Here is a 25,625-nt window from a genome sequence, read left to right as displayed (position 1 = left end):
TGAGCCTCTTACTGAGGCTCACTCACCCCAATCCCTGCTTCCCACAACGTCGATTCGCTGACATGCTTTTTCAGGATCAGCGCAAACTCATCCACCAACGCCCGCTGCGTGTCTTTGCGCGTGATAAGTCCCACCAGTCGAAATTGCACCGGCTGCACAATCGGAATAAAACGAATCGCGTCGCTCTGGTTTAACCCGGCAATCGTCGACGAGAGAATGGTCGAACCCAGTCCACTGGAGATCATGCCCAGCAGCGTCGAAGTGTGCGAGGCGCTGAACTCAGGATCGTAAGTCAGCCCGACCCGAGAGAACGCTTCTTCGGCCAGTGTGCGTAAACTGTTGCCCGGACTAACGCCAATGGTGGCGTATTGATGCGCCTGCTCCCAGCTAATTTCGCTCTGCTCCGCCAGCGGATGATCAGCGCGGCAGACAAAACAGAGATAATCACGAAACAGCAGATCGAAGTTCAGATCGGGATGATTGGGATTGGTATTGATACCAATATCCGCACGTCCTTCCAACACCGAGTGGGTGATGTCGTCCACCCTCTCTTCAATCAGCCGAAAAGTAAAATCCGGGTAGCGTTTTTTGAGGTCATTGAGGGTTTTCGGTGCCAGCGAAGCACACAGTGTGTAGAGCGATGAAACCACCAGCGACTTGTTATAGCCATGCTGGCGATCGCGGTTTTCCTGCACCAGTTTATCCAGGCGATTGACGATAAACCGCGCTTCCTGATAGAGATGATGGCCGGCATCCGTCAGCACAATCTTGCGTCCTTTGCGTTCATACAACTCACACGATAGCTGCTGCGCCAGCTTTTTCATCATCTGACTCAACGCCGATTGGGTAATGTGCACTTTGTCGGCGGCGTAAGTGAAATTCTGCTCTTCAGCCAGCGCGATAAAGGCTTTGAGCTGGCGATAGCTGATGTCCATATTCAGGCTCATTCCAGATTAACGGCAAAGGCGCCAGTATACCCTATCGCCAGCCCCTAAGCCGCTTTGGCAACGCAGAGAGTGGTGCAGATCTCACTCTCATGACCCCATTTCAGGCAAAGAAAAACCGGGCCTTAAGCCCGGTTTTGCGTGCATCACTTTAATGGAAGATTTCACTGCCAAAACGCAGGCAGCGGCTGTGGCCGATGAGCTGGTTAAACGCATTGCGATCCAGGCGGATCAACGTTTCGTGGTCGCCGGATTCCAAGTACACGTGGTCGAGTTCAGTCAGCGACTGATCGCACACCATGTTCATGTGATAAGGCATTCCCATCGGCGGCACTGCACCGCGGTCGCAGTCATCAAACATCTGATAGATATCGCGCTCTTTCACCAGATGATATTTGGCCTGATATTCGTCATTCAACACCCGCAAACTCACTTTAGCGTTTGCCGGCAGAATGGCCATTAAGTGTTTACCATCATGATCTTCCAGTACCACGCCTTTCGCCAGATGCATAGGCTGAATGGCAGCGGTGTGGGCACTGTGCAGCGAACTGTTGCTGTGGCGGTGCACCACTCTTTGATACGGAATATGATGGTCGCGTAAATAATGATCTAAGCGGGTTTCCATGGTCATACTAGCCTCCGCATGTCCTTTCCCCTTCCTGATTATAGAAAAGGAACCCGCTTTTCGCCGCGCAACGCGGCGATTTTACTCAGTCAATCTGGCCGATAAACCAGTGCTGAAAATCCTCCAGCTGCGCCTGATATTGCGGCAGCTCGCTCATCAGTTCAGCCAGGCAAGGTTCAATCGCGATTTTATTGTAGGCCAGCCCGCCAAGGCGCTGTGCCAGTTGCTCCATCGGGTACGGGTCGAGCATGTCGCTGAAAATGGTCGCCTGCACAATCGCGCCGCGTTCCACGTCCAGATACACATCCACCCCGCCCCAGCCAAAGCGTTCATCCATGTTGTGGGTGAACGGTGGCGTTTGGCCAAAGTTCCAGTCCCAGCTGCTTTGCAGCGCAAATTTCTGCTCAAAGCCCGGTAAATCCAAAAACGACTGCGGCGAGATAAATTCCGGCTCCACCTCCTGCTGGTAGTGCTCGCAATAGGCCTGCATGATCACCTCGCACACCGCTTGGTGTTCAATATCGGCTTTTACCGTGTTGAGGTTGATCACCCGCGATTTCACCGAGGTGATGCCTTTGGCTTGCAGCTTTTTGATGTCCGGATTGAGGTAATCCGCCAGACGGCTGAGATCGGCGCTCAGCAGCAGCGTGCCGTGGTGAAAACCGCGATCCAGCGTTTCGCGATACGCAGACCCCGAAAACTTGCGAATGCGATTCGCATCTTCCAGCACCAAGTCGTTGCGGCCATTGGCCACACCGTCAATACCCAGCTTTTTCAGCCCAGCCAGCACGATGTTGGTCGAGACTTCTTTGTCGTATTCCGGTTTCCCCGCCATAAAGGTGAAGTTGGTGTTGCCCAAATCGTGGAACACCGCGCCGCCGCCCGTTTGGCGACGCGCCAGCTTTACCTTGTCCTGTTCCATGCGGTCGGTTTTACACTCGCGCCACGGGTTTTGCGCGCGGCCAATCACCACCGTATCGGCATTGCGCCACAAAAACAGCACGCGTTGGTCAGCAGGCATGGAACGGAAAATGGTGTCTTCCACCGCGAGGTTAAACCACGGGTCGGTAGAATCGGAGATCAGAATGCGGGTCTTTGTCATGGTCGTTTTCGCACCAAACAGAAGGGAAGATGCGGCTATGTTACGAGATTCTGCGGCCAATCACGAGCCAAAGCGGCATAAAAAAGCCTTCCGAAGAAGGCTTTTCAGCATCAGCGAAAACAGACCTGCGCCCAGCGCGCCAGGCCGGCGGTGACCGAGCCAAAGTAGTTGCCACTCACCACGGGTACATTGGGCAACGCCTGCTCAACCCCGGCGCGCAAAATCGGTGAGCGCGCGCTGCCGCCAGTCATGAAGATCACATCCGGCGTCACGCCGCCCAGCGTCACCGCTTCCGTCACCAGTTCAATCATCTTGGTTTTGGGTGCATCAATCGCTTCAATCATCGCTTCGCGTTGAATATCAACCTCCAGCAGCTCCGACAGCACCTTCACTTGCGCCGTCACCTGCGCCGCTTCCGATAGCGCAATCTTCGCTTCTTCGGCTTTCTTCACCAGGCTGTAGCCGAGCGTGTCGTGATACACCGCCAGCAAGCGCGCCAATTTCTCCGGTTCACGCGCTTCTTTGTGCAAGCGCTTTAGATCCGCCAGGTTTTCACGGGCGAAGAACTTGGCCTGTGCGCTGACATCGTTAATCGCAATCGGGTTCCAGAACTGCGTGATCGGCATTTCCAACCCGCTTTGAGTCTGGCTGCCAAAACCAAACGGCGTCATCAGTTGTTTAAACGCGAGATGAATATCAAGATCGTTACCGCCCACGCGCTGACCCGTGTGCGCAATCAGGCTTTGGGTGCGATCCGCTTTGCCGCGCCACGATGGCCCCATCTGAATCAACGAGCAGTCGGTGGTACCACCGCCGATATCGACCACCAATACGGTTTTGTCTTCGTTTAAGGTCGCTTCATATTCCAGCCCGGCGGCGACCGGCTCAAACTGAAACTCAAGGTGGCGGAATCCGGCACGTGTCGCCGCGCGGCGCAGAATGTTTTCTGCCTGTCGGTTGGAATCTTCCCCGCCACGGCCATGGAAGTTGACCGGACGACCGATCACCGCATCATCAATCACTGCATTCGAGCGCGCTTCCGCCTGAGCTTTGATGTTGGCCATCATGGCGCACACCAGATCTTCAAAGAAACTCAGCTGAATATCGTGCAGCCCCATCGCGCCCAAAAACGATTTCGGCGATTTGACGTAATACACCTCATGCGGGTCCGACAGATAGAGATCGAGCGCCGCCTGACCGAACACCACGTCATCAAATTGCAGATCGATGTCTTCATCGCGGTTGGCCGCGACCGAACGGCGCAGCAGTTGCTCGCCCAGCGCATCCGCCGGCGAGATCTGGCGATGGCGGAACAGGTGCTCCGACACCGAATCACGGGTTGGCGCCGCCAGTGTCGACGGAATATAAAGACTGTCGCGCTCAAGAGGGATCAGCACCGGATTCTCATCCTGCATGCTGGCCACCGAACAGTTGGCCGTGCCGTAGTCAAACCCTATGTACATCTGCTTACTCCTACTCTGGTGCGAAAAAGGTCGGCGATACTACCGCAAGCCTTGCCTGATCTCTAGCGGAAATTGTTACTTTTTATGCAGTTTGATAGCGCTTTCGCGCATTTTCTGTTCAGCATTGATTCTCGGTGAACAAGTTGTAAAGATAAGCAACCAGTCGGATAACTGATGCCCGGCGTCATACACGAGTTCAGGAAGAAAACGATGAAGATGGACCTCAATACCTACTGCGAAAGCAGCGTGCTGTGCTGGCTGGCCACCGTCAGTCATACCCTCGTTCCCAATGTGTCACCCAAAGAGATTTTTACGTTGTGGGATGACGAACGTCTGCTGATCGCCAATATCGCCTCGCCCGTCAGCGAGCAGAACATTCTCGCCAACCCCAACGTGTGCGTCTCGATGATTGATGTGTTTGAGCAGCGCGGCTATAAACTCAGTGGCAAAGCGCGCATTGTGCGCCCGGACGATACCGAATGGAGCGACTACATTGGCGCGCTGCGTGAACTGGCTGACGAACGTTTTCCGATCAAAAACATTTTTGAGGTGCAGATTCAGTCCAGCACCACCATCATCGCGCCGAGTTATTTCCTGTTCAGCGACACCACAGTGGAAGAGCAGGTGAAAAGCGCGCTGAGCACTTATCAGGTTGAGCGTCCACGCACGTTCAATGCCGCCGAATAACGAACCACAAGCATGCTTATGACCCATACATCACCCACACACATCCGCGCCTTTGCGCGCTACTTTCAGTTTAATAACGCGCGCACGCTGTCCACCGATGCACCGAGTGAGCTGCGCGTGCTTAACGCTGGTGTGTATCAGGCGTATATCGACCCGACCCGCCGCTACGATAACCAGTTACTGATTCAGGCAGAATGCAGCGTTAGCCAGCTCGCCGCTGCGCTTGAGCTGTATGCCAACGGCCCCGCACCGGAGATCAGCGTCGCGCCAGCGGCCGACAGCGTGACGCTCGAAAACTGGATGAGCGACAACGGCTTCCAGCGCGAGTTTGATCACCAGTTTTTGCAATTGCGTAGCCGCGATTACCACTCCAGTGATTATCACCCTGTGGTGCGCGTGGAGCGCTGGACATCAACGCGCGCCGATGACTTTCTGGCGCTGCTGAAAACCTCCGGCCTGCAATGCAGCGATGAGATTTGGCAAGCTAAACGCCACCTGTATTGCAGTGATGCGTTTCGCTGCTTTGTCGCCTATCAGGGCGATACGCCTTGCGCGTGGGCAACCACATATCTTGATGATGACGTCGCCACACTCGCCAATGCGTTCACACAGGAAGCGGCGCGCGGCAACGGCTGCCAAACCGCGCTGCTTCATGCCCGCATTCGTGATGCGATTGAACACGGCGCCACGCTACTCTTAACCGATGTGATGCCAGAGAGCACCAGCGCTCGCAACTGCCTGTCGGTCGGCTTTGAGCCCGTGGTAACGCGTCAGGTGTGGTGTCAAAGCGAATGAGCTTTGGATAATGTGGCTCGCGCGGCGGGAATGAACGATTCGCGCCAGCCTACGCTTACCTTCTTGGGGTCAATCGGCGTATACTCGCCCTTTACGTTTATCAGGGCTTTGTTATGCACCATCCCGCTCACTCCGTTATTGTTCTCGACTTTGAAACCACCGGACTTTCACCCAACATGGGCGATCGCGCGATTGAAATCGGTGCGGTGAAACTCATCGACGGTCAGGTCGCTGGCACGTTTCAACAGTTGATGAATCCGGGCTTTCGCGTTAGCGGGTTTATTGAAGGCTACACTGGCATCACCAACACCATGCTGCGCGCAGCGCCCAGTTGTGAAGAGGTGATGGCCGAATTCGCTCACTTCATCGGCGACACCCCGTTAGTTGCACACAACGCGTCGTTCGATAAACGCTTTCTGGATGCCGAATTTGACCGCATCGGCGCGCGCTATCCCGGTCAGTTTGCCTGCTCAATGTTGATTGCCCGCCGCCTGATTCAAAACGCGCCCACCCACAAACTGGGCGATTTGGTGCGCTTCAAACAGATTGAAAACGACGGCACTTTTCACCGCGCTTTAGCCGACTCACAAATGACCGCCAGCCTGTGGATGTTGATGGTCAACGACCTGCGCGAACGCGGTGTCCGCGACCCGAGTTTTGCGCTGATGCAGAAGATCAGCAAAACCAATAAAGGGGCGTTGCGGGGCGTGTTGGCTGAGTACATGGGGTGAGTGCGAGAGGGGTTGATGTGCTGAAAACGTTAGCTCATTCCCCGCAGGCCGATTAGGTTGCCAAATGGGTCTTCGACCTGACATATCACCATTCCGCTCTCAATATTGAGCGGACCACGATAGAGTTTGGCACCAAGCGATAAGAAATGTGCCAACGTCTCTTCAAAGTCAGAGACCCACCAATACAACACTGAACCACTTTTCCCTGTGCTCACTTTCTCATCCGCCTGCACGATTTCAATAGAAAAACCCTGCATATCGAGAATAGTGAAATCAAACTCATGGAGAAAAACGGGCATCGCTTGTGGAAAGGCTTTTTGATACCACGCCAATCCGGCTTGAACGTCAGGGACATGAATAAGAACAGCAGATGGTGCCACAGTAGCCTCTCAAATTCTGATCGTGGAATGTTGCGCTTTGGCCAAGCTTTAAACACAACGTATGGGAGTGTTCACCAGATAGTCTTTGTCGACTGCCAAAGTCTCCTCTTTACCACCTTGTTTAATTTTTGTTAAAACTTTTGCAATCCTATCTTGTGAAAGATGCCCAGCACTCTTAAGATAATCAATTGGTTTTATATGTAAATAAACCTTCAATAAACTTTATCTCGTGAATAAAAGGATGTTTAGATGAGAAAAATATTGTTCACATTGGTTATCTGCTGCGGCTTATCAGCAAATACATTTGCTAAAGAGTGGAAAACTATCCGTTTTATGGTCGAAGGTGCTTATCCTCCTTTTAACTGGACAACTGAAGACGGCCATTTGGCTGGGTTCGATGTTGATTTAGCCAATGCTCTTTGCGAAGAACTAAAAGCGAAATGTGTTATTCGCAAGCAGGACTGGGACGGTATTATCCCTGCGTTACTGGCACGTAAAAGTGATGCCATTATTGCTGCGATGACAATTACGCCTTCAAGAGAAGAAAAAGTAGCTTTCACAAATCCTTATGCACGTGTTCCGCAACGATTTGTCATGACCAATGATAGAGAAATTGATACCAGCATGATTGGTATGAATAAACTCGTCGTAGGTGTTCAGCGTGCGACTATCGGTGATGAGTATTTAAGCCAAGCTTTTCCTGATATTCAAATTCGTCGATACAATACTTTTGATGAAGCTTTTACGGATTTACTAAATGGCCGCTTAGATACTGTATTCGGCGGTGCCATTGGTTTAAGAAGCGGTTTTCTCGACACCGAAGAGGGCAAAAACTTTCATTTTACAGGTCCGTCGTACACTGATCCCAAATGGTTTGGTAAAGGAATTGGAATTGCCGTACGTAAACAAGATGACGACTTGAAAGTACAACTAAACCAAGCTCTGGAAAGGCTGGTTGCTAACGGTACTCACAAATCAATTGCTGATAAATATTTCTCTTACGATATCTACAATGCCGAAACTATGTAATTCAGTCTAACTTTCGACATTACCAGCCTTCTGTAAACTATAAGCCGCCTCCAAATTAGGAGGTGGCTTGATCATTTAGACTGTCTTCACTGAGATACCGAGCCGGTCAAATACAAAGAAACCAATGAACCTACCTTCGTAGCAAACAAAAAATTCCCTTTCCCACGCAAACGTCACTGCCAAATCAGCCCTTTCTCATAATTATGCGCCGTCTTCTTAAACTCAAACCCCGTCATTGTGTAAAACGCATGGGATTCCATACGCGCAATATTGGAGCGCACAACAAGATGAGACAAGCCCAGTTCTTTTGTCCACTGCTCAGCTGCGGCCAATAACAACTTGCCGATGCCCATTCTTCTCGCTTTTTGACTCACCACTAACGCGGTGATTTCTCCTTTATGTCCTGCGTCGAGAAAAATACGTTTTTCGACCACGATCCAGCCACGCACTTCACCCTCATGTTTTGCAACAAACATGGTGTGATGGTCGGAATCCGTAATCGCATTTAGCCAGAATTTGGTTTGCTCTAAGCTAGCGGAGTGACCCCATTCGGCAGTCAGGGAGTGAATGCCTTCAAGATGAGACGGTTGAGCGATTAGAATCGAGGGAGTCATAAGGGTTGACCATGATCTATAAACGAGAAACCACGGTACTCAGCCAAGCCGATCTCGGTCAATAATCAGTCAACGAATTTGAGAGTTCAGATAACCAACAATGCCCAATCAAAAACGAGACCTAACCTAAGCCACAAAATCAGGACAAAAAATTCATCCATGAATTTTCTCCTGTTTGTGAGGTACAAAGCTAACTCGTAACTGGACATAAATGTACCAGCGTCTTTACTAAATTAGCATTTAATAGATTACATTCAGCATCATGAGACCCATATCTATAGTGGCCACATTTACTCATCTACTGCACCATTACTAGGTTGTAAATCAAAGAGATATCAACAGAGATTAAGAGTTTGCAATACATATCGATATGAAATTCTTTTCCGAGTGTTTGATACTGAATAGGTAATCTATTTTCGTTTAATGGCATGATGGCCCTAGATTATTATGTAGGATAACAATGATGGATCTGTACACAAACCGAATCTCAAAAAATGATTTCATCAAACACGGTATCATCGAGCATGTTGAAAATGATATGGACATCTTTATCGCATCTGCATTCTTCACTGAATCAGATGTGATTGATGATTTGATTGCCAAAAGATGTCATGTAAGAATCGTTGTTCGTCTTGGTTTTCCCACCTCCCCAGCAGCTCTTGAGAAGCTTCTGAATAACAAAAACGTCGAAGCCAGATTCTTCACAAGTAGTTCTTTCCATCCGAAGCTCTACATTTTTGGTGATAAAACGATTCTATTGGGTTCAGCCAACCTTACTCGCTCAGCCATTCTGTCTAACCAAGAGGTTATGGTAGGAATTGATTCAGTTGATGATCGATTTGCTGAGCTTCAAGAATTGTTTGGCGATTATTGGGATGAGGCTGAAGTTCTAACCAAAGAAGCCATCAAACAATATCGCAATATTTATAACAAGTTCTCGCAAGTAAACAAGATGATCAAGGACTTAGACGACACTGTCACTGAGACAATGGGCGATGTGAACTTCTCGAATATTAACCGAGGCAAGAAGACAGCCAATAAAAAGTCTATCTTCTTGGACTCCTACCGTAAATCTTATCAAGAAGCTGTTACAGCTTTTAGACGTATTGAGGAGATCTACAAAACATTCGACAGAAAAGTTGATGCTGAGTTAATCCCACAACGACTAGAGATCGATTCCTTCTTCAGCTTCGTTCGTGACTTCTATGCAATACAAGATACATGGAAACACAAGGCTCTTGGATGGGATGATCATCAAAAGTCCAGAGCCAAAGCTCTTATTGATGAATGGCTAACGACCAAATGGGAACACTTTGAAGATCGCATCGTGCCGATAAACTATCCACTAATCAAACGCGTCTTAGGCTCGAAGGATTCAATCAAAGCAGCGACAATGAAAGAAATAGTCGATGCTCTTTGCGTTCTACATTCATTCCATGATCGATTCCGCTTTTACAAAGGAGGACTCGAGACCTTGAAAGCCTCTTTCATTGAGCATAATGAAGAACAAAGAGTAAAGAACACTCTAACCTATCTACTCTACGGCACAGGTGACGCCATTGGACGAATGGCTGATTGTATCTACGATGGTGAATACAAACTTAATGAGTTCGGTAAATCCAACGTTCAAGAGCTTATTGGATGGATAAACAAGGAAGAACTACCTGTTATCAATGGGAGAACAACTAAAGTTCTCAGATATTTTGGTAATGATATTCGTCAGATTAGTGAATAAAAATAGGTACACATAAACACAAAATAAAATCAATAATGCTCACATGTTAACTAAAAAACATATCGCAAATTTCGAACAAGGTGATTCGACTTATGTGCTTTCACACGTTCCTTCGTGCTCAGTTTGCCATGAGGTAAAGTAAAGCTGTTTTCTGACGGAAGGAGACCTCCATTCTGTCGCGTAAACTCCCTTTGAGGTACAAATGTGCTAGGTGCAATCTCACTAGCACGAATCTGGACAAGGACGAGGGCTGGCACGTTTTGGGGCACTTCTAAGTTACGAAGTGCCCACTGTGGACATTCTGAACACAAGTTTGCTAGCGCCTTTACTAGATAAGCATTTGAGGTGTTATTTGAGATATTGCGAAGCCCCTCTCTGAGTGGTCAAAATTACTCATTCACTGCCGTATTTTTATTGTTATTTGTTATTTGTCATTAGATTACAGTGTAAGGTTGCACTATAGTTTTTTTTTAAGTATTGATGAGTAGCATGCGATGTTATTACAAGGTTCGAATCTCAATATGCCTCTGGCCGAGCTGGTCTCTTCACTGACAGTAGCGCTAGATATGACAGAGGGACAGCCTCCAGAGCACAGTATGCGTTGCTGCTGGATTGGAATGCATATTGGTGAGCGAATGAACCTCTCATCATCAGAGCTCTATGATCTGTATTTTACGTTACTTCTCAAGGATGCCGGCTGCAGCAGCAATGCGGCGCGTATTTGTGAACTCTACGCCACCGATGATCTTACTTTTAAACAACGTTATAAAACGGTCGGTACAAGCCTGACGAGTGCAATTAATTTTGTACTAAAAAATGCAGGCTCAGGAGAACATTGGCATAAGCGTATCTCTACCACGATTGATATTTTGAAAAATGGTACAGATTACGCTCAAGAACTGATTCAAACGCGTTGTACAAAAGGGGCAGAAGTTGCTCGTGAGCTCTTATTCAGTGAAGATGTGGCTCAAGGTATACAACATTTGGATGAGCACTGGGACGGTTCAGGTCGTCCTGATGCGTTAATGCATAATCAAATCCCATTATTTTCAAGAATTGCCCTTCTTGCTCAAGTGATGGATGTTTTTCAACGTGAACATGATTTGAATATTGCATTTTCTGAATTAGAAAGTCGTTCCGGAAACTGGCTGGATCCTAACTTAGTGGCCATTGCTAAGCAGTTGAAAGACAATACTGATTTCATTAAGGCACTTAATGCCCCATCCATAGTCCCTTTTGTGCTCTCTATGTCCCCCGCCCAAGCGATGATTCCATTAGATGATGATTATTTCGATCGAATTGTGACGGCTTTCGGCAAAATCATTGATGCCAAGAGTCCTTTTACCTCCGGCCACAGTTCCAGAGTGGCTATTTTTAGTACGCTCATAGCAGAAGAACTCAAGGTCGACAAAGAGGATCGACTATGGCTAAAACGTGCCGCACTCTTACATGATCTAGGTAAACTAGGGGTAAGTAACACGATCTTGGATAAACCAGGAAAATTGGATGATGACGAGTGGGCAAAAATACAAAATCACGCGGTGTTTACCAGAGAGATCATTGAAAAGATATCCCCTCTAAAACAATTCGCCAAAATGGCAGCTGCTCATCATGAAAAGTTAGATGGCACAGGCTATCCCGATAAACTGGTTGCCGATGAAATCTCGATGATGACACGGATTATTACCACAGCAGATATTTTTGATGCCATTACGGCTGAACGCCCTTATCGAGGTGCTGTGCCAATTCCAAAAACTTTAGAAATCATGGAAGAAAATGTGGGTACAGCCATCGATCCATTGTGCTTTAACGCACTAAAAGCGGCACTAAACAAACTACCTGATAAGTATATGCAAGATATTGGTATGGGTGGGGTTCCCTCGTCACCGATGCTCTAGATTGATTTGAAACAATATGAATGAGCGCAAGTGAATACGACTACCTACTTGCGTCAGGCCTTTCCTTTTTACAAGTATGATTTCTTATAGATCAAACACCCATTAACAGAATACGAACTAATATTTACGCAGGCACACAATGGGACAAAGAAGAGTCAGCATAAAGCTGGACATTTGTGATAAAAATGCCTGCTTAACGTATGATACTTGAAGAATTTATCGAACAAAAACAACACAATGTCTAACATCACTACAAACACCAGAATTCGCCAGCTCTGTTTCGGTCAACCACAAGATTCATTGACGATTGAACAGGTACCTTTGAATTCGCTTGAAGAAGATAAAATCAGAGTAAAAATCGAAGCAACTAATATTAATCCAAGCGACTTGTTGTCTATACATGGTGTAGGTCAATACAGGCATAGTCATCAGCCGCCCCGAGTACCCGGATTTGAAGCTGTTGGACAAATCTTCGTCTCCAACCATGCAGAATTTACCGTAGGGCAAAGAGTTGTCGTGGCTACCAGCGGTACTTGGCAGAAATATATCGATGTATCACCAGATAACCTCTTCATCATTCCGCCGCATCTGGACAACGGCTATGCGTGCCAGTTGTATATCAATGCGCTAACAGCGTGGGTTTTAACCACCGAAATTGCTCAGTTGAAGCAAGAAGATGTACTGATTATCAACGCTGGAAGTTCTGCAATAGGTAAAATTTTTGCACAGCTATCTTCTTCGCTAGGGTTCACTCTTATTGTCGTAACGTCGAAGCCTGAAAATTATCCATATGATTCAAACCATGTCATAGATGCAAAAGTAGACCTACTCACTCAACTACAGCAACTTGATTTGCCTAGCCCAAATATTGCATTCGACGCTATTGGAGGCAAAAAAGGAACAGAACTGATTCATACCATCGGCGAGAATGGACGGTATATCAACTATGGAACTCTTTCTCTGGAGTTCTATCAGCCTCATTTCTTTGAGTATGCGAAGAACCTAAACATTGAATTCAGTACATTTTTCTTACGTTACTGGGAGAATGCTGTTGGTAAAGATATCCGACGTGAAAAATTTTCGATGATGCTAGACCATTTCATCACCAATGGAATACAACTAGATGTAGATCGTTGTATTCCATTGGAACAAATTCAGGACGCTATCAAGCTAATCGAGTCTAATTCTACGAACTTACATGGAAAAATCATTTTGCTACCAATGTAGTAGAGATATGACCATTTACGGCTAGTTATCATCGGAAAAAGTACTTTAAATTCAGAGGCGAGCCCCCGCCCCCATAACTGAGTATTTACGTTAAAACACTAAGGGCAAAAATGCTTTAGAGCGCAAACTTCGAATCGTTTTAATACTTTGAATTACTTCTTCATCATCTTTGCTAAATCAGCAAATGGATTGTACGTTGCCCCCTGATGTTCATCTTCTCCGGGCTTTATTTCACTACCATGAAGTTCATATTCTAGGTATTTGCTATGCTCATGATCGTGGCAATAGAGGCACAACAACTCCCAATTGCTGCCATCTTCGGGGTTGTTGGTATGGTCATGATCTTTGTGGTGAACAGTCAATTCACGTAGGTTTGAATAGACAAACTCTCTGGCACACCTTCCGCATACCCAAGGGTAAAGTTTGAGTGCTTTCTCTCGGTAATCGGCTTCTTTACGCGCGTAACGGGCACTGGTTCCGTAATGATCTGAAGACATCTTTGCTCCTTTATGTGGTTAGCTACCGCTATAGTAACCACTTTTAGTATGACCCCAAATAGGTCAAATTACCGCTCTCAGAAATAATGATTCAAATAGGCACAACTTAAAATGGGCTACAAACGATTCTCCCTCTGAAAACACAAATTCCTAAAACCAAGCCACAATACAGAGAGAAACTCATGAACCTGCCAGCGTGACAATCAAACTGTCTTCACCTTGCACACAGAGACATCATCAGCCCAATTTTTTCTCATAGTTGTGCGCTGTCTTCTTCAGCTCAAACCCCGTCATGGAGTAAAACGCATGAGATTCCACGCGAGCAATAAGAATCGAAGGGGTCATAAGCGTCGGTCATCATTCAGTGATAAGAAAGATACGGTAATCAGCCAAGCCGATTTTGGTCAATTATTAACCCGCAAATTTGAGAGCAAAGCCATTCACTATTTTGTTGGACACGCCAAGATTTCAAGCAAACTGACCTCTCAATGTTCTCCCCTGTTTCGTTCTCGTCGTAACCACCGATATAGCGTGATTGTCGTCTGCTAAATATAGAACAGCGAACACTGTAACCAATGATGACTTTTACCTTGAAACCTAAATATATGATTTAAAATCAATATGATATAAAAATTAAATTATTAATATTGCGCATTACTTTAGTCATAACTAATATTAATGAGAGCTTACGACGTTCGCCATTTTTTCTATTCATGGTGACACCCGTTTGGGCTTTTAAAATCAGAATAAATGAACCTTTGCGGAACATTTATTAGGAGGGCGAACTATGTCCAAAGAATTTATATTGATGCTTCACCCTACGTTTGGAGTCCTTGCGCTGATTGCCGCCGTCTGGGTGTTCGTCGACACGCTGAATGCAACCGACACGAACTCTGGCCGTATTCGAAACATGAGTGTGTTAGTCGCAGTTTTAATGTGGCTGACCTATATCGCCGGTGGCTATTGGTACGTCGTTTTTTATGGCGGTGAAAAGGCCATTATTAAGCAGGGACCATGGCCATTTTCTCATTCTTTCTACATGGAAATGAAAGAACATATATTCCTTATGCTTTTGCTGCTTTCAACCTACCTTCCTATTGTTGCCTGGAATGATATCGTCAACCAATTACCCAGTAGAAAATTGTTATTGTGGACGTCAGCGATAGTCATTGTTCTCTCGCTTGTTATGGAGGGAGCCGGAGCCATTATCAGCATGGGAGTCAAAGTCTCTTTGCTTGCCAGCCAATGAGATATAAGGAGATGGGAAAATGTCCGTCAACCAAACCAGCCAACACAAGCCTGAAACCAGTAATGCGATAACCATTGGGTTCGGTTTATCCTATGCCATCACTAGTGTGTTCAGCGCCCTACTGGTTGTGCTTAAAGAAAGCAATGAAGAAGTCCACAGTGTATTGGCCGCGATCACTGGCCATCACTGGGTGACCCATGGGTTACTCGATATCATCGTATTTCTTGTGCTCGGCTTTGTGTTCTATCGCATCTGTGACTGTTCACGTATGAAAGTGGCATCAGTCATCACGTTCGTGGTGGGCTCTACTGTATTAAGTAGTCTGATCATCGCCGGATACTTTATCTGAATCCGTCGGGCTCAGACCCGCTTTACTCAGAACGAGGCTAAATGCTGTTCGGCGCATTCACCGCCGCAAGATTTGGCCTCGTTCATAGGCCTGCGTGGTATTAATGCTCACCAAGCAAATTCACGCGACAAATCAGCAAATCAGCGTTTAAATCGTCCCCACCCCGGAAGCCAAACTACCGCCGCCATCCCCATCACCGCATACAACAGCCACATCGGCAGCATCAATAACCACTTCGCCAGCAACGCAATGGCATCGCCTTTGTAGGCAATTTTCGCCCCGCGCGCGGCCAATTTGGTGAACTTCAACGCCCCCAGATTATCCAGCAAACGCAGCCCGCCTTGGCCAAACGTGGCCGCCAGTTTCATGCTCTCTTTGCCCAGTTGTGCGGCACGTGGTGTCATCACCACCACCACATCGCCGCCGAGGTGATAAAGAGTCGCACTTTGTGAGCCAAACGCTTTGGCAAACTCCGCCATGCGGCTCAGCTCAGCGCTGTTTGTTGTGCGGCTGAGCAAACGAAATCCGCCGCGGGTGTTGGCGAGCGTGGTGACATCGCTCAGCATCTCCGTCAGCGCACTGAGGCTTTTCGATTGCTGCGCGATTTTGGCCTCTCGCACTAAGGTTTTCCCCAGCCAAGGCGGCAGTTTGCCTAAACGTTTGGCGGTTTTCAGCGCGACGATTCCGTTTTTGGTCGCGGTGGTGGCGACCAACGTCGGTGCGGCGACACCCGCAGTTTCGACGGTGCCGATGCCACTGGCAATCTGCGCGGCCGTTGCCACGAGGCCGAGCGCCGACAATGCTACTAACGTTTCATCCACTTCTTCCCCTTGCAGATGATTCATGCCTTGCAAGGTGAGGTCACGAATATCACCAATCACCAGAAAATCGGTGGTTACGGCCGCAGCCTGACCAATGGTCTCGTCGCTGGTGCCGGTCAGTAAGCCTTCGCTGAGTTTGTCGAACTGATAACGCCAATCGCTGCGAATGCGGGTGATATCAGCATACAGCGCCTGCGCTTTCGGGTTATCACGCACATAGTCGTAATCCATAAAAAAGCCAAGGTAGCTGGCCGCATCGGCGTAACGTTGTTCCGCCAGCATTTGGCGTGTTTCCGGTAGCGGGTCAATACGCCCCAGCGCGAGCACAGAAAGCTGCGCTTGCTGCCACAGCACGCCCGCTGAGATCAGCGCCAACACCAAAAGCGTGAATTTGAAAAGCCGTTTGAACATCGCGTACCGCCGTGAAAAACCCAGTTCCCCTATCCTAGCAACGATTTCGCTGTAGAGAAAAGCACGTCTGCGTCAGGAATTTTCCGCTGTGTTTACAATGTAAATCGCGCGGCGCGCTCACAGATTTCAGTCGCGGTTTGACGCCAAAGATTGAGCGCTGCGCAGCAAACTGATTGAATATCAGCATCACCTCGGTAAGGGATTCTCACATGTCTGACAAACTGTCGACTTCAGCGCTGGCCAAACTGCGCGGTATCGAAGCCAAGCAGCTGTTCGCGGATTTAAAAAAGGCGGGCTACATCAGCCGTCATGACGAGCAATGGATTTTGACGGAACTCGGCGCGAAGTTTGGTGGCGAATACGTCCAGCATGCCAAGTTCGGTACCTTTATTGTCTGGCCGGAGAATTTACTCATCGACATGGTGGCCACCAGCGGCAGCACACTCAGCGCAACGCAAGTGGGTGAGTACTTCAAACTCAACCCTAAGAAAATGAATCAGTTGTTCAGCGAACTGGGATGGATAAGCAAAAGTGATCTGGGCTGGGTCGCCACCGCCGCCGGCCTGCGTGCTGGCGCACAGCAGCGTGAAGACAAAGCCTCAGAGCAAAAGTTTGTGGTGTGGCACGATTCGATTCGCCACAACCCGCACCTGCGTCAATCGGTGGTGGAGTTTCTTGGTCAGGATGCCGGTGAACAGGCGACCGACAAATCCTACTCCAGCTTTCGCCAGAAGTTCGAAGCCAAACACCGCACCCTCGATGGCCATTACGTGCGCTCGGTGGGCGAACTGCTGATCGATAACTGGCTGTATCTCGCTGGCGTGGTGCATGCCTACCAGCGCCCGCTGCCAATCGAAAAACCGCTGATGAGCGATTTCTACCTGCCGTCAGGCAATGTGTATCTTCAATACTGGGGCACCGACGGCACGCCCATCAGCGACAAGCAGCGCGACGAGACCCGCGCCGTGTACGCTGACCACCAGTTCAAGCTGATTGAAGTTACTCCCGAAGAGGTGCATCAGTTGGACGACATTCTGCCCGCTCGGCTTCGTGAGCACGGCATTAAGGCTTATTGAGCGGATCGTGCGCCCGTAAATCCAGATGCGCTTTGATGCGTTGCAAGCCTTGCTTTAAGTCATCGCGCGATAACGGCCCGGTAAGTGAAATGCGAATTGCGTTGGGCAAGGGGTAAGAGCCGACGCGAAAGAACGCCGCATCACGCACAAACACGCCATCTTCGGCGAGCTGCTGTTTCAGTTCGCTCGCGGGGCAATGTTCCGGCAACGTGATCCAGCAGTTGAATCCGGGAATCGCACAGGTTTGGCGCTCAGGAAACACCGATTGCAATATCCGGTGGCGGGCGCTGAGTTCCAGCGCGATATCTTCATCGACTTGCTGCATCGCGCCATTGCTCAGCCAGCGACAAACCAAATCCACCAGAATCGGGCTGACGTGCATACACGATGCGCGCAGCGCTTTTTGCAGCGGCAGCTTGAGGTTGGTCGGCAGCACCATGTAACCAACGCGAATACCACCGGCAAAATACTTAGAGAAACTGCCGATATAGAGCGTAATGTCCGGCGCAATGGTCACCAACGGCGAACGTCGATGCTCCGGCGGGCAATAGAGCACGTCGTCTTCAATGATCAAGACATCGAAACGGCGGCAGATTTCGATGATTTTCAGGCGCCGTGAATCGCTCAGTGCCACACCTGTCGGGTTTTGAATCGCGGGTGTCATATAGAGCAAGCGCGGACGATGGCGCTGACAGTGCAGCAGCAGATCGTCCGGCACTATGCCTTCGTCATCAACCGCCACCGGAATGACTTTGCGCTCCTGCTGAGTACAGGCATTGATGAATTCGCCGTAGCACAGCCCTTCAAGCAAAATGGTATCGCCACTGCGGGTGAGCGCTTGCAGCACTGTACTCAGCGCATGCTGGCCGCCGTACGTCCATTGCAATCTGGAGCGGTCAATATCGCACTGCCAACGCTGATTCACCCAGCGTTGCAGCGTGGCACTGTGGCCTTGCAAACCGTCGGCGGAGAAATAATCCAGCACCGCTTTTTGCGCCGTCGGCTGACTGGCGAGTTCGCCCAAAGCCGCCATCAAATGGCGCTGCTGGCTGAGAATTAACGGGCGACACAGTGACAAATCCACGCCACCGCGCGACACCAGTGGATGATAATAGTCCTGCTGCTCGTGGCTGCGATCTTTAATGTAGGTACCGCTGCCCACCACGGGTACGGTGACGCCGCGCAGTTCCAGCTCCTGATAAGCACGCGTGATGGTGCCGACCGTCACGCCAAGTTTGTAAGAGAGCATGCGCTGCGACGGCAATTTACTGTGCGCTCGTAACTCGCCGCGCTCGACCGCTTCTTCAAACGCATCGGCCAGCACTTTGTATTTCGGCCCCGCACGGCCAGTGAGATCCGGTATAAACATTGTCACCATTGTCATCGATACACTTGGTTAGAAAGTTAAGCATATTCAAGGGTTGGCGGAATGTGAAATACAAAAGTGTCATGGTGACGCATAAACACTAGGGGTTCACTTTGCGGGCGGATTAGAGTGTGCGCATATCGTCAGTTAAAGGAGCTTAACTCTCATGTGGACCCTATTGCCTTCGTTGTGTCTGTTCGCGTTCATCACCGCCTTCACGCCGGGGCCGAACAATTTTCTGCTCGCCAGTTCCGGCTCTCAGTTTGGTCTGCGCCGCACATGGCATCACATTCTGGGCATTCGTATCGGTGTCAGTGGATTGATTCTGCTCAGTGCGGCGGGTGTCGGTGTGCTGGTGCAAGCGTATCCGCTCGCCTACTCGGCGCTCAAATACTTCGGGTTTATTTACATGAGCTGGCTGGCCATCAAGCTGATTCTGGCGGGTGGTAATCTCAATAAAAGCCATGCGGCGCAGCCACTGACGTTAGTTCAGGCAGCGCTGTTTCAACTCGGCAATGTCAAAGCCTGGGCGGCCAGCCTGACGGTGGTCGCCACCTATACGCTGCCGTCGCTGTATTGGGTATCAGTGCTATGGATTCTGGCCGCGTTTACCGTGACCGGGCTGGTGTGTAATTTATGCTGGGCAGGAATGGGAAAAGCGGCGAGCCTGTATCTCGACACGCCGCGTAAGATTCGAACGTTCAACTACAGCCTGAGCGGAATGACCTTTGCGACCATCCTGCCAGTGCTGTTTCAGGCTTAACGACGCTGGCCGTACCGTGCGCGGGCGGCCTCTTCTTTGGAGACGATCGTCTGGCCAATCGGGGCCAGCGAAATGACCGCCAGTTTGAGGTGTTGCAGGGCAAACGGAATGCCGATGATGGTGATAAAGCACGCCACCGCTGAGAGCAGATGACCAATCGCCAACCACACTCCGGCCAGCAAGAACCAAATCACGTTGCCGATCACCCCAAAACCGCCAGTGCCGATGTCTTCTTTGCCGGTCAGTTCGTCGCGGCCAATCGCCTCCTGACCAAACGGAAAGAAGGAAAAATTACCGATGACAAAACAGGCGCGCCCCCAGGGAATGCCGACAATGCTGATAAACGCCAGCAAGCCGAAAAACCACCAGGCGAGGCCCATCATCACGCCACCCAATAAAAACCAAATAATGTTACCGATCGTTCTCATGTCTTCCTCTTAAAACACACGTTGATAATGCTCCACCGTGGGAAACGGATCGTAAAAGTGATGAAGCAACGCGCGCCATTGCTGATATTCCGCCGACTGACGGAATCCTTCGGTATGTGCTTCCAGTGTCTGCCAGTTGACCAGCAAAATGTAGCGGCTCGGATTCTCTAAGCAGCGTTGCAACTGATGCGACACATAACCCGCCATGCTGGCGATAATTTGCTGCGCTTTAGCAAAACTCTGTTCAAACTGCGCTTCCTGTTCTGGTTTTACATCCAGAATCGCGACTTCCAGTATCATGGTTTTTCCTTAACGTAATATGAATGCGTCATTCAGACGCAAATTTCAGCTTTTCAATGTGTTACATCAATCCTTTGCCGAGTGCGGTCAGACCGCTGAGCAAACACAGCGACAGCGCGCCCACGCGGATTTTCTCTTTCGGCAGGGTTTGAGTGGTTTTACGTGCCAGAGCGTAACCCAGCCACGCCGATGGGATCAGCGGAATGGTGATCAGCAGATGGTGCATGGTCAGAAAGCCCGCCGGGATCTGCACCATCAGTGAAATGATGGAGCTGAAGACAAAAAACGCCGACAAGTTGCCGCGCAGTTGGTTGGCTTCCTGATGCTGCAGCAGTAACGCCATCGGCGGGCCGCCAATCGCGCTGCTGGTGCCGAAAAAGCCGGAGAAGAAACCAGCAATACCCATGCGCGCGGGCGTCGGTTCAATGCGAAACGGCAGAAAACTCACCCCGACGGCAAACAGCACCAGCAAACCGAGCCACAACGCCAGCACATCGGTCGAGACCCACACCAGCAGCAAACCACCGGCAATCGAACCCGGCACGCGACCGATCAACGCCATTTTTAAACCGCCGATAGAGATGCTGCTGCGATGCTTCATGGCGCTCAACAAGGAGATGAACAACGCCACAATACAAATCGGGGCGGGAACGTAATCCGGCGAAACCATAAACAACAAAGGCGCAGCCACTACCGCCAACCCGAACCCAATTGCCGTCTGCACAAACGAGCCGACAAAAATAAGAAACATCGCAATGAGTACGGTACTGCTGAAATAGTCCATGATGACGCCTTATACCTTTTTGTTTTACAACGGCAGCAATGCTGACTGCCACCCCCATGGTTTGAGGTTGGATTGACGGGCGAAAGCCCAAAGAGAATGAAAAAAGTCATGCAATTGCATGACTTTTGAACGTTAACAGTTTGCTGAATTTTCGCAATAAAAACGTTTCGCTGGCAGCCGGTTCACGCCGGGAGCAGGCTAAAGCCTTCATCCAGCCAGCCGGTCACGCCGCCAATCATTTTTTTCACCGGACGCCCCAGTTTCGCCAAACGTATCGCCGCTTTTTCCGTGCCATTGCAATGTGGCCCCGCGCAGTAGACCACAAACAGGGTTTCTGGCGGGTAATCGGCTAAAGTGCGCTCATTAAGGCGCGGGTGGGGCAGGTTGACCGCGCCGTCAATATGCCCTTCAGCGAACAGCGCTTCGCCACGCACATCGAGCAAAATGAAGTCCTGCGTGTGGTTGGTCAGTGCGTGGTGCACATCCCAGCAGTCGGTTTCAAATTGCAATAAGGCGGAAAAATGAGCAAGTGCTTGCTCACTGCTGGCCGCAGGAATTCTCGATACCGCGCTCGACATAATGACTCTCCTTTTCATGATTGATGCGTCAATGGTGTGTATCAGTGATGTGTAGTGTGCCGCACACTTTGCTCACGCAACACTGGCGCAAACGCCAATTATCGACAATATTACGTCAACACTCATACCACCCTTTCGTGCCAAAGGAAGCCTATGCGCCGTATCGCCATTCTCACTCACGCTCACTGCTCGCTGTTTGAACTCGGCTGCGCCGTCGAGCTGTTTGCCCTGCCGCGTCCGGAGATCGAACACTGGTATCACTGCGATGTGGTCAACCTTGAAGGCGAGCCATTTGACTCCACCGCTGGGGTACGAATTGAAGCCAAACGTGTTACCAGCCTGAGCGATTACGATACCTTGGTGATTCCCAGTTGGCCGACGCAGGGCTCCCCTGTGCCCGAGCGACTCGCCAGTGAAGTGCGCGCGTTTGCTCAGGCAGGTAAGCGCCTGCTGACGTTTTGCTCCGGCGCATTTTTACTCGCTGAACTGGGCATTCTCGATGGCCGTCAGGCGACCACCCATTGGCGTTATGCTGAGCAGTTTAAAGCGAGCTTTGCCAAGGTCGATTACGTCGATGATGTGCTGTACGTGTGGCAGGATCCGATTGGCTGCTCGGCCGGCAGTGCCGCTGCGCTGGATTTGGGTCTGGCGGTGATTCGCCACGATTTCGGCTACAAGGTTGCCAATCAGGTGGCGCGGCGGCTGGTGATGTCGGCGCATCGCGCGGGCGGTCAGTCGCAGTTTGTTGAAGCGCCGATGCTGGCGGTGCCCAACCAGTTTGCGGGCGCACTGGACTGGGCGCAGCAGAACCTCACTGCGCCGCTTAATGTCGACCAACTGGCCGCGCGCGCCAATATGTCGCGCCGCACCTTTGAGCGAAAGTTTCGCGCCAGTTTTAACCTTTCGCCGAACGAGTGGCTGATTCAGCAAAAAATCGAGCGCGCTAAAGGGCTGCTGGAAGAAACCACGCTGCCGCTGGAACGCCTCGCCGAACAATCCGGCTTTGAAAGTGTGGTGACGCTACGCCACCATTTTCGCCGTTTACTCGGCGTCTCGCCCAAGCAGTATCAGCAGCAGTTTCTTCCTTAGGTTATCGGCTAGTGCCTTTTGTATGAGAAGATAAAGAGAAAGTGAGTGCTCACAATTCGTCCAAGGTTATCAGCGGCACACGGTCGCTCAATGCGCGTAGTGCAATCCCATGCACCATGGCATCCGGCGCGCTGCACGCATCGCTGAGCACGCGAACCGAGTAATCACTGGCCGCAGGCGACAGCGCGGTATGGGTGACGCAGTTTTGCGTCATCATGCCGCACACCACCAACTCACGGATATTCTGCGCGCGAAGTACGTCACTTAAGGTGGTATTGAGAAAGCTGTCGGCGTGCTGCTTCTCCACCACGACGTCCGCCGGGGCTTTGGCAATCAGTGCCGAATGCAAGTTCACCCCTTCGCCGCCCGCTTTGAAAAAGGGTGCCTCTTCGCTGCCGACATGCTGTACCAATACGACAGACCAGCCGCGTTGCTGCGCGATATCTACTGCGGACAGTGTGTTAGCCAACGTCTGCTCAGCCAGATGCTGCGGATAAGCCCCTGCCGGGAAGTAGTCGTTTTGAACATCGATAACAATTAACGCCGTGTGACTCATGGTTTTCTCCTATTCTTGTTGGGATGAGTCCTGAGTATCCGCCGATTGCATTGTGTTGTTCAGAGTCTAAAATGACTTTTATCGAGCCAAAAACGACAGCAAGGATGTTTCGTGAACCACATTCAGATTGCCATTATCGCCTACCCCGGTTGCCTGCTCTCTGCCGTGCATGGGCTGGAAGAGATGCTATGGATGGCGAACCGCGCCTGCGCCGAACTGGAGCAGCCCTTTCAGTTTGACTGCCACCTGCTGCGCTGGCCGCTGGACGCCGCCACTCATGAAGATGTGCCTTACGCGGTGGTGGTGCTGCCACCCAGTCGTGAACGCGGCTTTGACGTCAAAGCGCCGGTTGAACTCACCGACTGGCTGCAAACGCGTCATCAACAAGGTGCGATTCTCGCTTCCGCCTGTGCGGGCGTGTTTTTGCTCGCCGATACCGGTTTGCTGGCGCACAAAGTCATCACCACCCATTGGGGCTTGGCCGAACTGTTTCAGCAGCGCCATCCCCAGTTGCAGCTCAATACCGACGACATTCTGATCAACCAAGGCGACATCATCACCGCCGGCGGCATGATGTCATGGATTGATTTGGGTCTTGAACTTATCGCGCAGTTTGCTTCGCCTGCCGTGATGCGTCAGGTGGGCAAATTGTTGGTGGTTGATACCGGCTCACGTGAGCAGCGCTACTACCAGCAGTTCACGCCCAGCTTTTTGCACGGTGATGAAAGCATCGTCGCACTGCAACATCTGATTCACCGCCGCTTTGCCGACAACTTAACCATCGTGCAGCTCGCCGAGCACGCCAGCGTCACCGAACGCACGGTGCAGCGCCGCTTCCTCAAAGCGACCGGGCTCAACCCGATTCAGTATCTGCAACGCGTGCGGATCCAAAAAGCTTGCGACTGGCTGGAATCCACCGCGCAACCGTTTGAATGGATCGCCCATCAAATTGGCTACGAAGATGTCGGAGCTTGCCGAAAAGTGTTCATCAAAATCATGGGGTTAACTCCAAGCGATTTTCGCCGCCGCTTCGCGCCGTCCCACTATACGGTCGATACCGTGGCGCAAAGCGGCTGACAGTTTCCCTTGATAAGGTGTTTTAAACTTCGTTAAATTCTTTTTTAAAACACCTTTTCATTTTTCACAAATCCTCTAAAATAGCGCCACTCTCCGGCGCTGAGCGCTTTCATTTTTGCAGGCACATTTCATGTCGAACCCCATTTCGCGCGCGATTACTTTGTTGGTACTGGCGAACTTGCTGGCCTCTTTTTCCGATGTGTCGCTTAAAGTGCTCAACGGCGAAGTGCCGACTTTCCAATATGTGTTTATTCGCCAGTTGATCAGCACGCTGATTCTGCTGCCGTTGTGGCTGCGCCTGCCGAAAGCTGAACGCATGCAGGGTGGAAAATGCTGGGTAACCTTCTCGCGTGCGCAACTGATCCTGCTGGGCAGCGCGTGCGCGATGATAGCGATCACTTACTTGCCACTCGCCACCGCCAACGCGATGTTCTACGTCGGCCCGCTGCTGATGCTGCCGCTGTCGATAACCCTGCTCGGTGAGCGCCCGGCAGTGAAACAGATTGTCGCCACTCTGATTGGCTTTGCCGGCGTGCTGGTGGTGCTACGTCCGGAGCAGTTTCACTGGGCGGCGATTGCGGGATTGGGCTGCGCGCTGTCGATGGGACTGGGGAATATTCTGATCCGCAAACTGCCCTCGGAGCAGCCGATGGTCGCGACTCTATTCTGGACTGGAGTGATGACGCTGCCACTGGCGCTGATTCTCGCGCTGCCACAATGGGCACCAATTTCCTGGCGTCATTTGGGCTGGATTGTGCTGATTAACCTGTTGGTACTGGGCTATCACGTTTTGGTGCTGCTGGCATACAAAGGGGTGGAAGCCAACCGCATCGCACTGGCGGAATATTCAGGCTTGGTGTTTGTCACCTGGTTTGGCGTGATGTGGTTTGACGAAGTGCCGGACGTGCTGACCGTGGTGGGCATCTTGCTTATCGTGGTGCCGATGATGCCGGTCAAATGGCGCCGGCTGTGGCGCGCCAGACAGAACAAAGCGCTCACGCAACAAGAGCTTTCTTAAATGCATTGAAGATTAAAAAAAGCCAGCCGTTTC

Annotated in this window: 28 protein-coding genes; 14 read left to right on the top strand and 14 right to left on the bottom strand. The window is 50.5% G+C overall.

The features are described from left to right. Positions 1-8: 8 nt before the first annotated feature. The 4 genes from JIG40_RS07550 to yegD all read right to left on the bottom strand — a co-directional run bounded on the left by JIG40_RS07550 (position 9) and on the right by yegD (position 4,134). Entirely contained in the window at positions 9-935 is a 927-nt protein-coding gene (locus tag JIG40_RS07550; protein ID WP_199465071.1) for a LysR family transcriptional regulator, read from the bottom strand. Between the two features lie 160 nt (positions 936-1,095). Next, complete coding sequence (locus JIG40_RS07545; protein ID WP_020328782.1) at positions 1,096-1,575, bottom strand: YbaK/EbsC family protein; 480 nt, start codon at positions 1,573-1,575, stop codon at positions 1,096-1,098. 79 nt (positions 1,576-1,654) lie between these two features. After that, the gene (locus JIG40_RS07540; RefSeq protein WP_199465070.1) at positions 1,655-2,671 is read right to left on the bottom strand and encodes a lipoate--protein ligase; all 1,017 of its coding nucleotides are present in this window, start codon (positions 2,669-2,671) and stop codon (positions 1,655-1,657) included. Positions 2,672-2,781: 110 nt separating this feature from the next. Next, positions 2,782-4,134: a molecular chaperone gene (yegD, locus tag JIG40_RS07535; protein ID WP_199465069.1), complete on the bottom strand. Its 1,353-nt coding sequence runs from the start codon at positions 4,132-4,134 to the stop codon at positions 2,782-2,784. 210 nt (positions 4,135-4,344) lie between these two features. Between yegD and JIG40_RS07530 the strand changes: the two genes are divergently transcribed. The 3 genes from JIG40_RS07530 to JIG40_RS07520 all read left to right on the top strand — a co-directional run bounded on the left by JIG40_RS07530 (position 4,345) and on the right by JIG40_RS07520 (position 6,347). Then, positions 4,345-4,821, top strand: coding sequence for a pyridoxamine 5'-phosphate oxidase family protein (locus JIG40_RS07530; protein ID WP_020433431.1), 477 nt, complete (start codon positions 4,345-4,347; stop codon positions 4,819-4,821). Between the two features lie 18 nt (positions 4,822-4,839). Then, the gene (locus JIG40_RS07525; RefSeq protein WP_158125944.1) at positions 4,840-5,616 is read left to right on the top strand and encodes a GNAT family N-acetyltransferase; all 777 of its coding nucleotides are present in this window, start codon (positions 4,840-4,842) and stop codon (positions 5,614-5,616) included. A 113-nt stretch (positions 5,617-5,729) separates the two neighbouring features. Beyond that, positions 5,730-6,347, top strand: coding sequence for a 3'-5' exonuclease (locus JIG40_RS07520; protein WP_024374744.1), 618 nt, complete (start codon positions 5,730-5,732; stop codon positions 6,345-6,347). A gap of 29 nt (positions 6,348-6,376) precedes the next feature. On the opposite strand, the gene JIG40_RS07515 is transcribed toward JIG40_RS07520, so the two are convergent. Continuing rightward, positions 6,377-6,727, bottom strand: coding sequence for a glyoxalase/bleomycin resistance/dioxygenase family protein (locus JIG40_RS07515; protein ID WP_158125946.1), 351 nt, complete (start codon positions 6,725-6,727; stop codon positions 6,377-6,379). A gap of 249 nt (positions 6,728-6,976) precedes the next feature. Between JIG40_RS07515 and JIG40_RS07510 the strand changes: the two genes are divergently transcribed. Continuing rightward, positions 6,977-7,756, top strand: coding sequence for a transporter substrate-binding domain-containing protein (locus JIG40_RS07510; RefSeq protein WP_020328773.1), 780 nt, complete (start codon positions 6,977-6,979; stop codon positions 7,754-7,756). 173 nt (positions 7,757-7,929) lie between these two features. Here the strand turns inward: JIG40_RS07510 and JIG40_RS07505 are convergent, their stop codons facing one another. Further along, on the bottom strand, positions 7,930-8,370 hold the full coding sequence (locus tag JIG40_RS07505; protein ID WP_020328772.1) for a GNAT family N-acetyltransferase: 441 nt from the start codon (positions 8,368-8,370) through the stop codon (positions 7,930-7,932). Positions 8,371-8,833: 463 nt separating this feature from the next. Between JIG40_RS07505 and JIG40_RS07500 the strand changes: the two genes are divergently transcribed. From JIG40_RS07500 to JIG40_RS07490, 3 genes are all read left to right on the top strand, one after another. Continuing rightward, the gene (locus tag JIG40_RS07500) at positions 8,834-10,105 is read left to right on the top strand and encodes a phospholipase D-like domain-containing protein (protein WP_199465068.1); all 1,272 of its coding nucleotides are present in this window, start codon (positions 8,834-8,836) and stop codon (positions 10,103-10,105) included. Positions 10,106-10,599: 494 nt separating this feature from the next. After that, positions 10,600-12,003 carry an HD-GYP domain-containing protein gene (locus JIG40_RS07495; RefSeq protein WP_172558459.1) on the top strand — a complete coding sequence of 468 codons (1,404 nt, stop codon included), beginning with the start codon at positions 10,600-10,602 and terminating at the stop codon, positions 12,001-12,003. A gap of 237 nt (positions 12,004-12,240) precedes the next feature. Further along, positions 12,241-13,230, top strand: a complete 990-nt coding sequence (locus tag JIG40_RS07490) for a zinc-dependent alcohol dehydrogenase family protein (protein ID WP_047462206.1) — start codon at positions 12,241-12,243, stop codon at positions 13,228-13,230. 152 nt (positions 13,231-13,382) lie between these two features. Here JIG40_RS07490 and JIG40_RS07485 read toward each other — a convergent pair whose 3' ends face one another. After that, entirely contained in the window at positions 13,383-13,727 is a 345-nt protein-coding gene (locus JIG40_RS07485) for a YajD family HNH nuclease (RefSeq protein WP_020328762.1), read from the bottom strand. 787 nt (positions 13,728-14,514) lie between these two features. On the opposite strand from JIG40_RS07485, the gene JIG40_RS07480 reads away from it, so the two are divergent. Beyond that, a complete protein-coding gene (locus tag JIG40_RS07480) occupies positions 14,515-14,976 on the top strand; it encodes a hypothetical protein (RefSeq protein ID WP_024375388.1) in 462 nt (153 codons plus the stop codon). Between the two features lie 19 nt (positions 14,977-14,995). After that, positions 14,996-15,325 (top strand): hypothetical protein, encoded by a 330-nt coding sequence (locus JIG40_RS07475; protein ID WP_171934459.1) that lies wholly within the window; start codon positions 14,996-14,998, stop codon positions 15,323-15,325. Between the two features lie 140 nt (positions 15,326-15,465). On the opposite strand, the gene JIG40_RS07470 is transcribed toward JIG40_RS07475, so the two are convergent. Beyond that, complete coding sequence (locus JIG40_RS07470) at positions 15,466-16,557, bottom strand: hypothetical protein (protein ID WP_199465067.1); 1,092 nt, start codon at positions 16,555-16,557, stop codon at positions 15,466-15,468. Between the two features lie 209 nt (positions 16,558-16,766). Between JIG40_RS07470 and JIG40_RS07465 the strand changes: the two genes are divergently transcribed. Next, entirely contained in the window at positions 16,767-17,633 is an 867-nt protein-coding gene (locus tag JIG40_RS07465) for a glycerol kinase (RefSeq protein WP_199465066.1), read from the top strand. On the opposite strand, the gene JIG40_RS07460 is transcribed toward JIG40_RS07465, so the two are convergent. Further along, positions 17,620-19,002 carry a PLP-dependent aminotransferase family protein gene (locus tag JIG40_RS07460; RefSeq protein ID WP_158126361.1) on the bottom strand — a complete coding sequence of 461 codons (1,383 nt, stop codon included), beginning with the start codon at positions 19,000-19,002 and terminating at the stop codon, positions 17,620-17,622. The genes JIG40_RS07465 and JIG40_RS07460 overlap by 14 nt on opposite strands. A gap of 163 nt (positions 19,003-19,165) precedes the next feature. Between JIG40_RS07460 and JIG40_RS07455 the strand changes: the two genes are divergently transcribed. Next, on the top strand, positions 19,166-19,762 hold the full coding sequence (locus JIG40_RS07455) for a LysE family translocator (RefSeq protein ID WP_024375393.1): 597 nt from the start codon (positions 19,166-19,168) through the stop codon (positions 19,760-19,762). On the opposite strand, the gene JIG40_RS07450 is transcribed toward JIG40_RS07455, so the two are convergent. The 4 genes from JIG40_RS07450 to JIG40_RS07435 form a co-directional block, all read right to left on the bottom strand. After that, entirely contained in the window at positions 19,759-20,190 is a 432-nt protein-coding gene (locus tag JIG40_RS07450) for a YccF domain-containing protein (RefSeq protein ID WP_020328746.1), read from the bottom strand. The genes JIG40_RS07455 and JIG40_RS07450 overlap by 4 nt on opposite strands. A gap of 9 nt (positions 20,191-20,199) precedes the next feature. Continuing rightward, on the bottom strand, positions 20,200-20,490 hold the full coding sequence (locus tag JIG40_RS07445; RefSeq protein WP_020328745.1) for an antibiotic biosynthesis monooxygenase: 291 nt from the start codon (positions 20,488-20,490) through the stop codon (positions 20,200-20,202). Positions 20,491-20,551: 61 nt separating this feature from the next. Continuing rightward, positions 20,552-21,274, bottom strand: a complete 723-nt coding sequence (locus tag JIG40_RS07440) for a sulfite exporter TauE/SafE family protein (protein WP_020328744.1) — start codon at positions 21,272-21,274, stop codon at positions 20,552-20,554. A 182-nt stretch (positions 21,275-21,456) separates the two neighbouring features. Next, entirely contained in the window at positions 21,457-21,852 is a 396-nt protein-coding gene (locus JIG40_RS07435; protein ID WP_158125954.1) for a rhodanese-like domain-containing protein, read from the bottom strand. Between the two features lie 153 nt (positions 21,853-22,005). Between JIG40_RS07435 and JIG40_RS07430 the strand changes: the two genes are divergently transcribed. Further along, positions 22,006-22,941 carry a helix-turn-helix domain-containing protein gene (locus tag JIG40_RS07430; protein ID WP_199465065.1) on the top strand — a complete coding sequence of 312 codons (936 nt, stop codon included), beginning with the start codon at positions 22,006-22,008 and terminating at the stop codon, positions 22,939-22,941. A 49-nt stretch (positions 22,942-22,990) separates the two neighbouring features. Here the strand turns inward: JIG40_RS07430 and JIG40_RS07425 are convergent, their stop codons facing one another. Further along, positions 22,991-23,497 (bottom strand): cysteine hydrolase family protein, encoded by a 507-nt coding sequence (locus JIG40_RS07425; RefSeq protein ID WP_199465064.1) that lies wholly within the window; start codon positions 23,495-23,497, stop codon positions 22,991-22,993. A gap of 111 nt (positions 23,498-23,608) precedes the next feature. Between JIG40_RS07425 and JIG40_RS07420 the strand changes: the two genes are divergently transcribed. Continuing rightward, positions 23,609-24,574 carry a helix-turn-helix domain-containing protein gene (locus JIG40_RS07420; RefSeq protein ID WP_024375397.1) on the top strand — a complete coding sequence of 322 codons (966 nt, stop codon included), beginning with the start codon at positions 23,609-23,611 and terminating at the stop codon, positions 24,572-24,574. 130 nt (positions 24,575-24,704) lie between these two features. After that, positions 24,705-25,592 (top strand): DMT family transporter, encoded by an 888-nt coding sequence (locus JIG40_RS07415; RefSeq protein ID WP_055452522.1) that lies wholly within the window; start codon positions 24,705-24,707, stop codon positions 25,590-25,592. The last annotated feature ends 33 nt before the right edge of the window (positions 25,593-25,625 follow it).

Source organism: Vibrio sp. bablab_jr001 (assembly GCF_016464285.1).
Classification (GTDB): Bacteria; Pseudomonadota; Gammaproteobacteria; order Enterobacterales; family Vibrionaceae; genus Vibrio; species Vibrio fluvialis.
Note: the sequence above shows the minus strand (reverse complement) of the source record. Positions and strands in the feature narration are given on the sequence as shown.

Bases quoted from the DNA above. Each gene is read 5' to 3' on its own strand.
- JIG40_RS07550 (WP_199465071.1), bottom strand. From the start codon at position 935: ATGGACATCAGCTATCGCCAGCTCAAAGCCTTTATCGCGCTGGCTGAA.
- JIG40_RS07545 (WP_020328782.1), bottom strand. From the start codon at position 1,575: ATGACCATGGAAACCCGCTTAGATCATTATTTACGCGACCATCATATT.
- JIG40_RS07540 (WP_199465070.1), bottom strand. From the start codon at position 2,671: ATGACAAAGACCCGCATTCTGATCTCCGATTCTACCGACCCGTGGTTT.
- yegD (WP_199465069.1), bottom strand. From the start codon at position 4,134: ATGTACATAGGGTTTGACTACGGCACGGCCAACTGTTCGGTGGCCAGC.
- JIG40_RS07530 (WP_020433431.1), top strand. From the start codon at position 4,345: ATGAAGATGGACCTCAATACCTACTGCGAAAGCAGCGTGCTGTGCTGG.
- JIG40_RS07525 (WP_158125944.1), top strand. From the start codon at position 4,840: ATGACCCATACATCACCCACACACATCCGCGCCTTTGCGCGCTACTTT.
- JIG40_RS07520 (WP_024374744.1), top strand. From the start codon at position 5,730: ATGCACCATCCCGCTCACTCCGTTATTGTTCTCGACTTTGAAACCACC.
- JIG40_RS07510 (WP_020328773.1), top strand. From the start codon at position 6,977: ATGAGAAAAATATTGTTCACATTGGTTATCTGCTGCGGCTTATCAGCA.
- JIG40_RS07505 (WP_020328772.1), bottom strand. From the start codon at position 8,370: ATGACTCCCTCGATTCTAATCGCTCAACCGTCTCATCTTGAAGGCATT.
- JIG40_RS07500 (WP_199465068.1), top strand. From the start codon at position 8,834: ATGGATCTGTACACAAACCGAATCTCAAAAAATGATTTCATCAAACAC.
- JIG40_RS07495 (WP_172558459.1), top strand. From the start codon at position 10,600: ATGTTATTACAAGGTTCGAATCTCAATATGCCTCTGGCCGAGCTGGTC.
- JIG40_RS07490 (WP_047462206.1), top strand. From the start codon at position 12,241: ATGTCTAACATCACTACAAACACCAGAATTCGCCAGCTCTGTTTCGGT.
- JIG40_RS07485 (WP_020328762.1), bottom strand. From the start codon at position 13,727: ATGTCTTCAGATCATTACGGAACCAGTGCCCGTTACGCGCGTAAAGAA.
- JIG40_RS07480 (WP_024375388.1), top strand. From the start codon at position 14,515: ATGTCCAAAGAATTTATATTGATGCTTCACCCTACGTTTGGAGTCCTT.
- JIG40_RS07475 (WP_171934459.1), top strand. From the start codon at position 14,996: ATGTCCGTCAACCAAACCAGCCAACACAAGCCTGAAACCAGTAATGCG.
- JIG40_RS07470 (WP_199465067.1), bottom strand. From the start codon at position 16,557: ATGTTCAAACGGCTTTTCAAATTCACGCTTTTGGTGTTGGCGCTGATC.
- JIG40_RS07465 (WP_199465066.1), top strand. From the start codon at position 16,767: ATGTCTGACAAACTGTCGACTTCAGCGCTGGCCAAACTGCGCGGTATC.
- JIG40_RS07460 (WP_158126361.1), bottom strand. From the start codon at position 19,002: ATGTTTATACCGGATCTCACTGGCCGTGCGGGGCCGAAATACAAAGTG.
- JIG40_RS07455 (WP_024375393.1), top strand. From the start codon at position 19,166: ATGTGGACCCTATTGCCTTCGTTGTGTCTGTTCGCGTTCATCACCGCC.
- JIG40_RS07450 (WP_020328746.1), bottom strand. From the start codon at position 20,190: ATGAGAACGATCGGTAACATTATTTGGTTTTTATTGGGTGGCGTGATG.
- JIG40_RS07445 (WP_020328745.1), bottom strand. From the start codon at position 20,490: ATGATACTGGAAGTCGCGATTCTGGATGTAAAACCAGAACAGGAAGCG.
- JIG40_RS07440 (WP_020328744.1), bottom strand. From the start codon at position 21,274: ATGGACTATTTCAGCAGTACCGTACTCATTGCGATGTTTCTTATTTTT.
- JIG40_RS07435 (WP_158125954.1), bottom strand. From the start codon at position 21,852: ATGTCGAGCGCGGTATCGAGAATTCCTGCGGCCAGCAGTGAGCAAGCA.
- JIG40_RS07430 (WP_199465065.1), top strand. From the start codon at position 22,006: ATGCGCCGTATCGCCATTCTCACTCACGCTCACTGCTCGCTGTTTGAA.
- JIG40_RS07425 (WP_199465064.1), bottom strand. From the start codon at position 23,497: ATGAGTCACACGGCGTTAATTGTTATCGATGTTCAAAACGACTACTTC.
- JIG40_RS07415 (WP_055452522.1), top strand. From the start codon at position 24,705: ATGTCGAACCCCATTTCGCGCGCGATTACTTTGTTGGTACTGGCGAAC.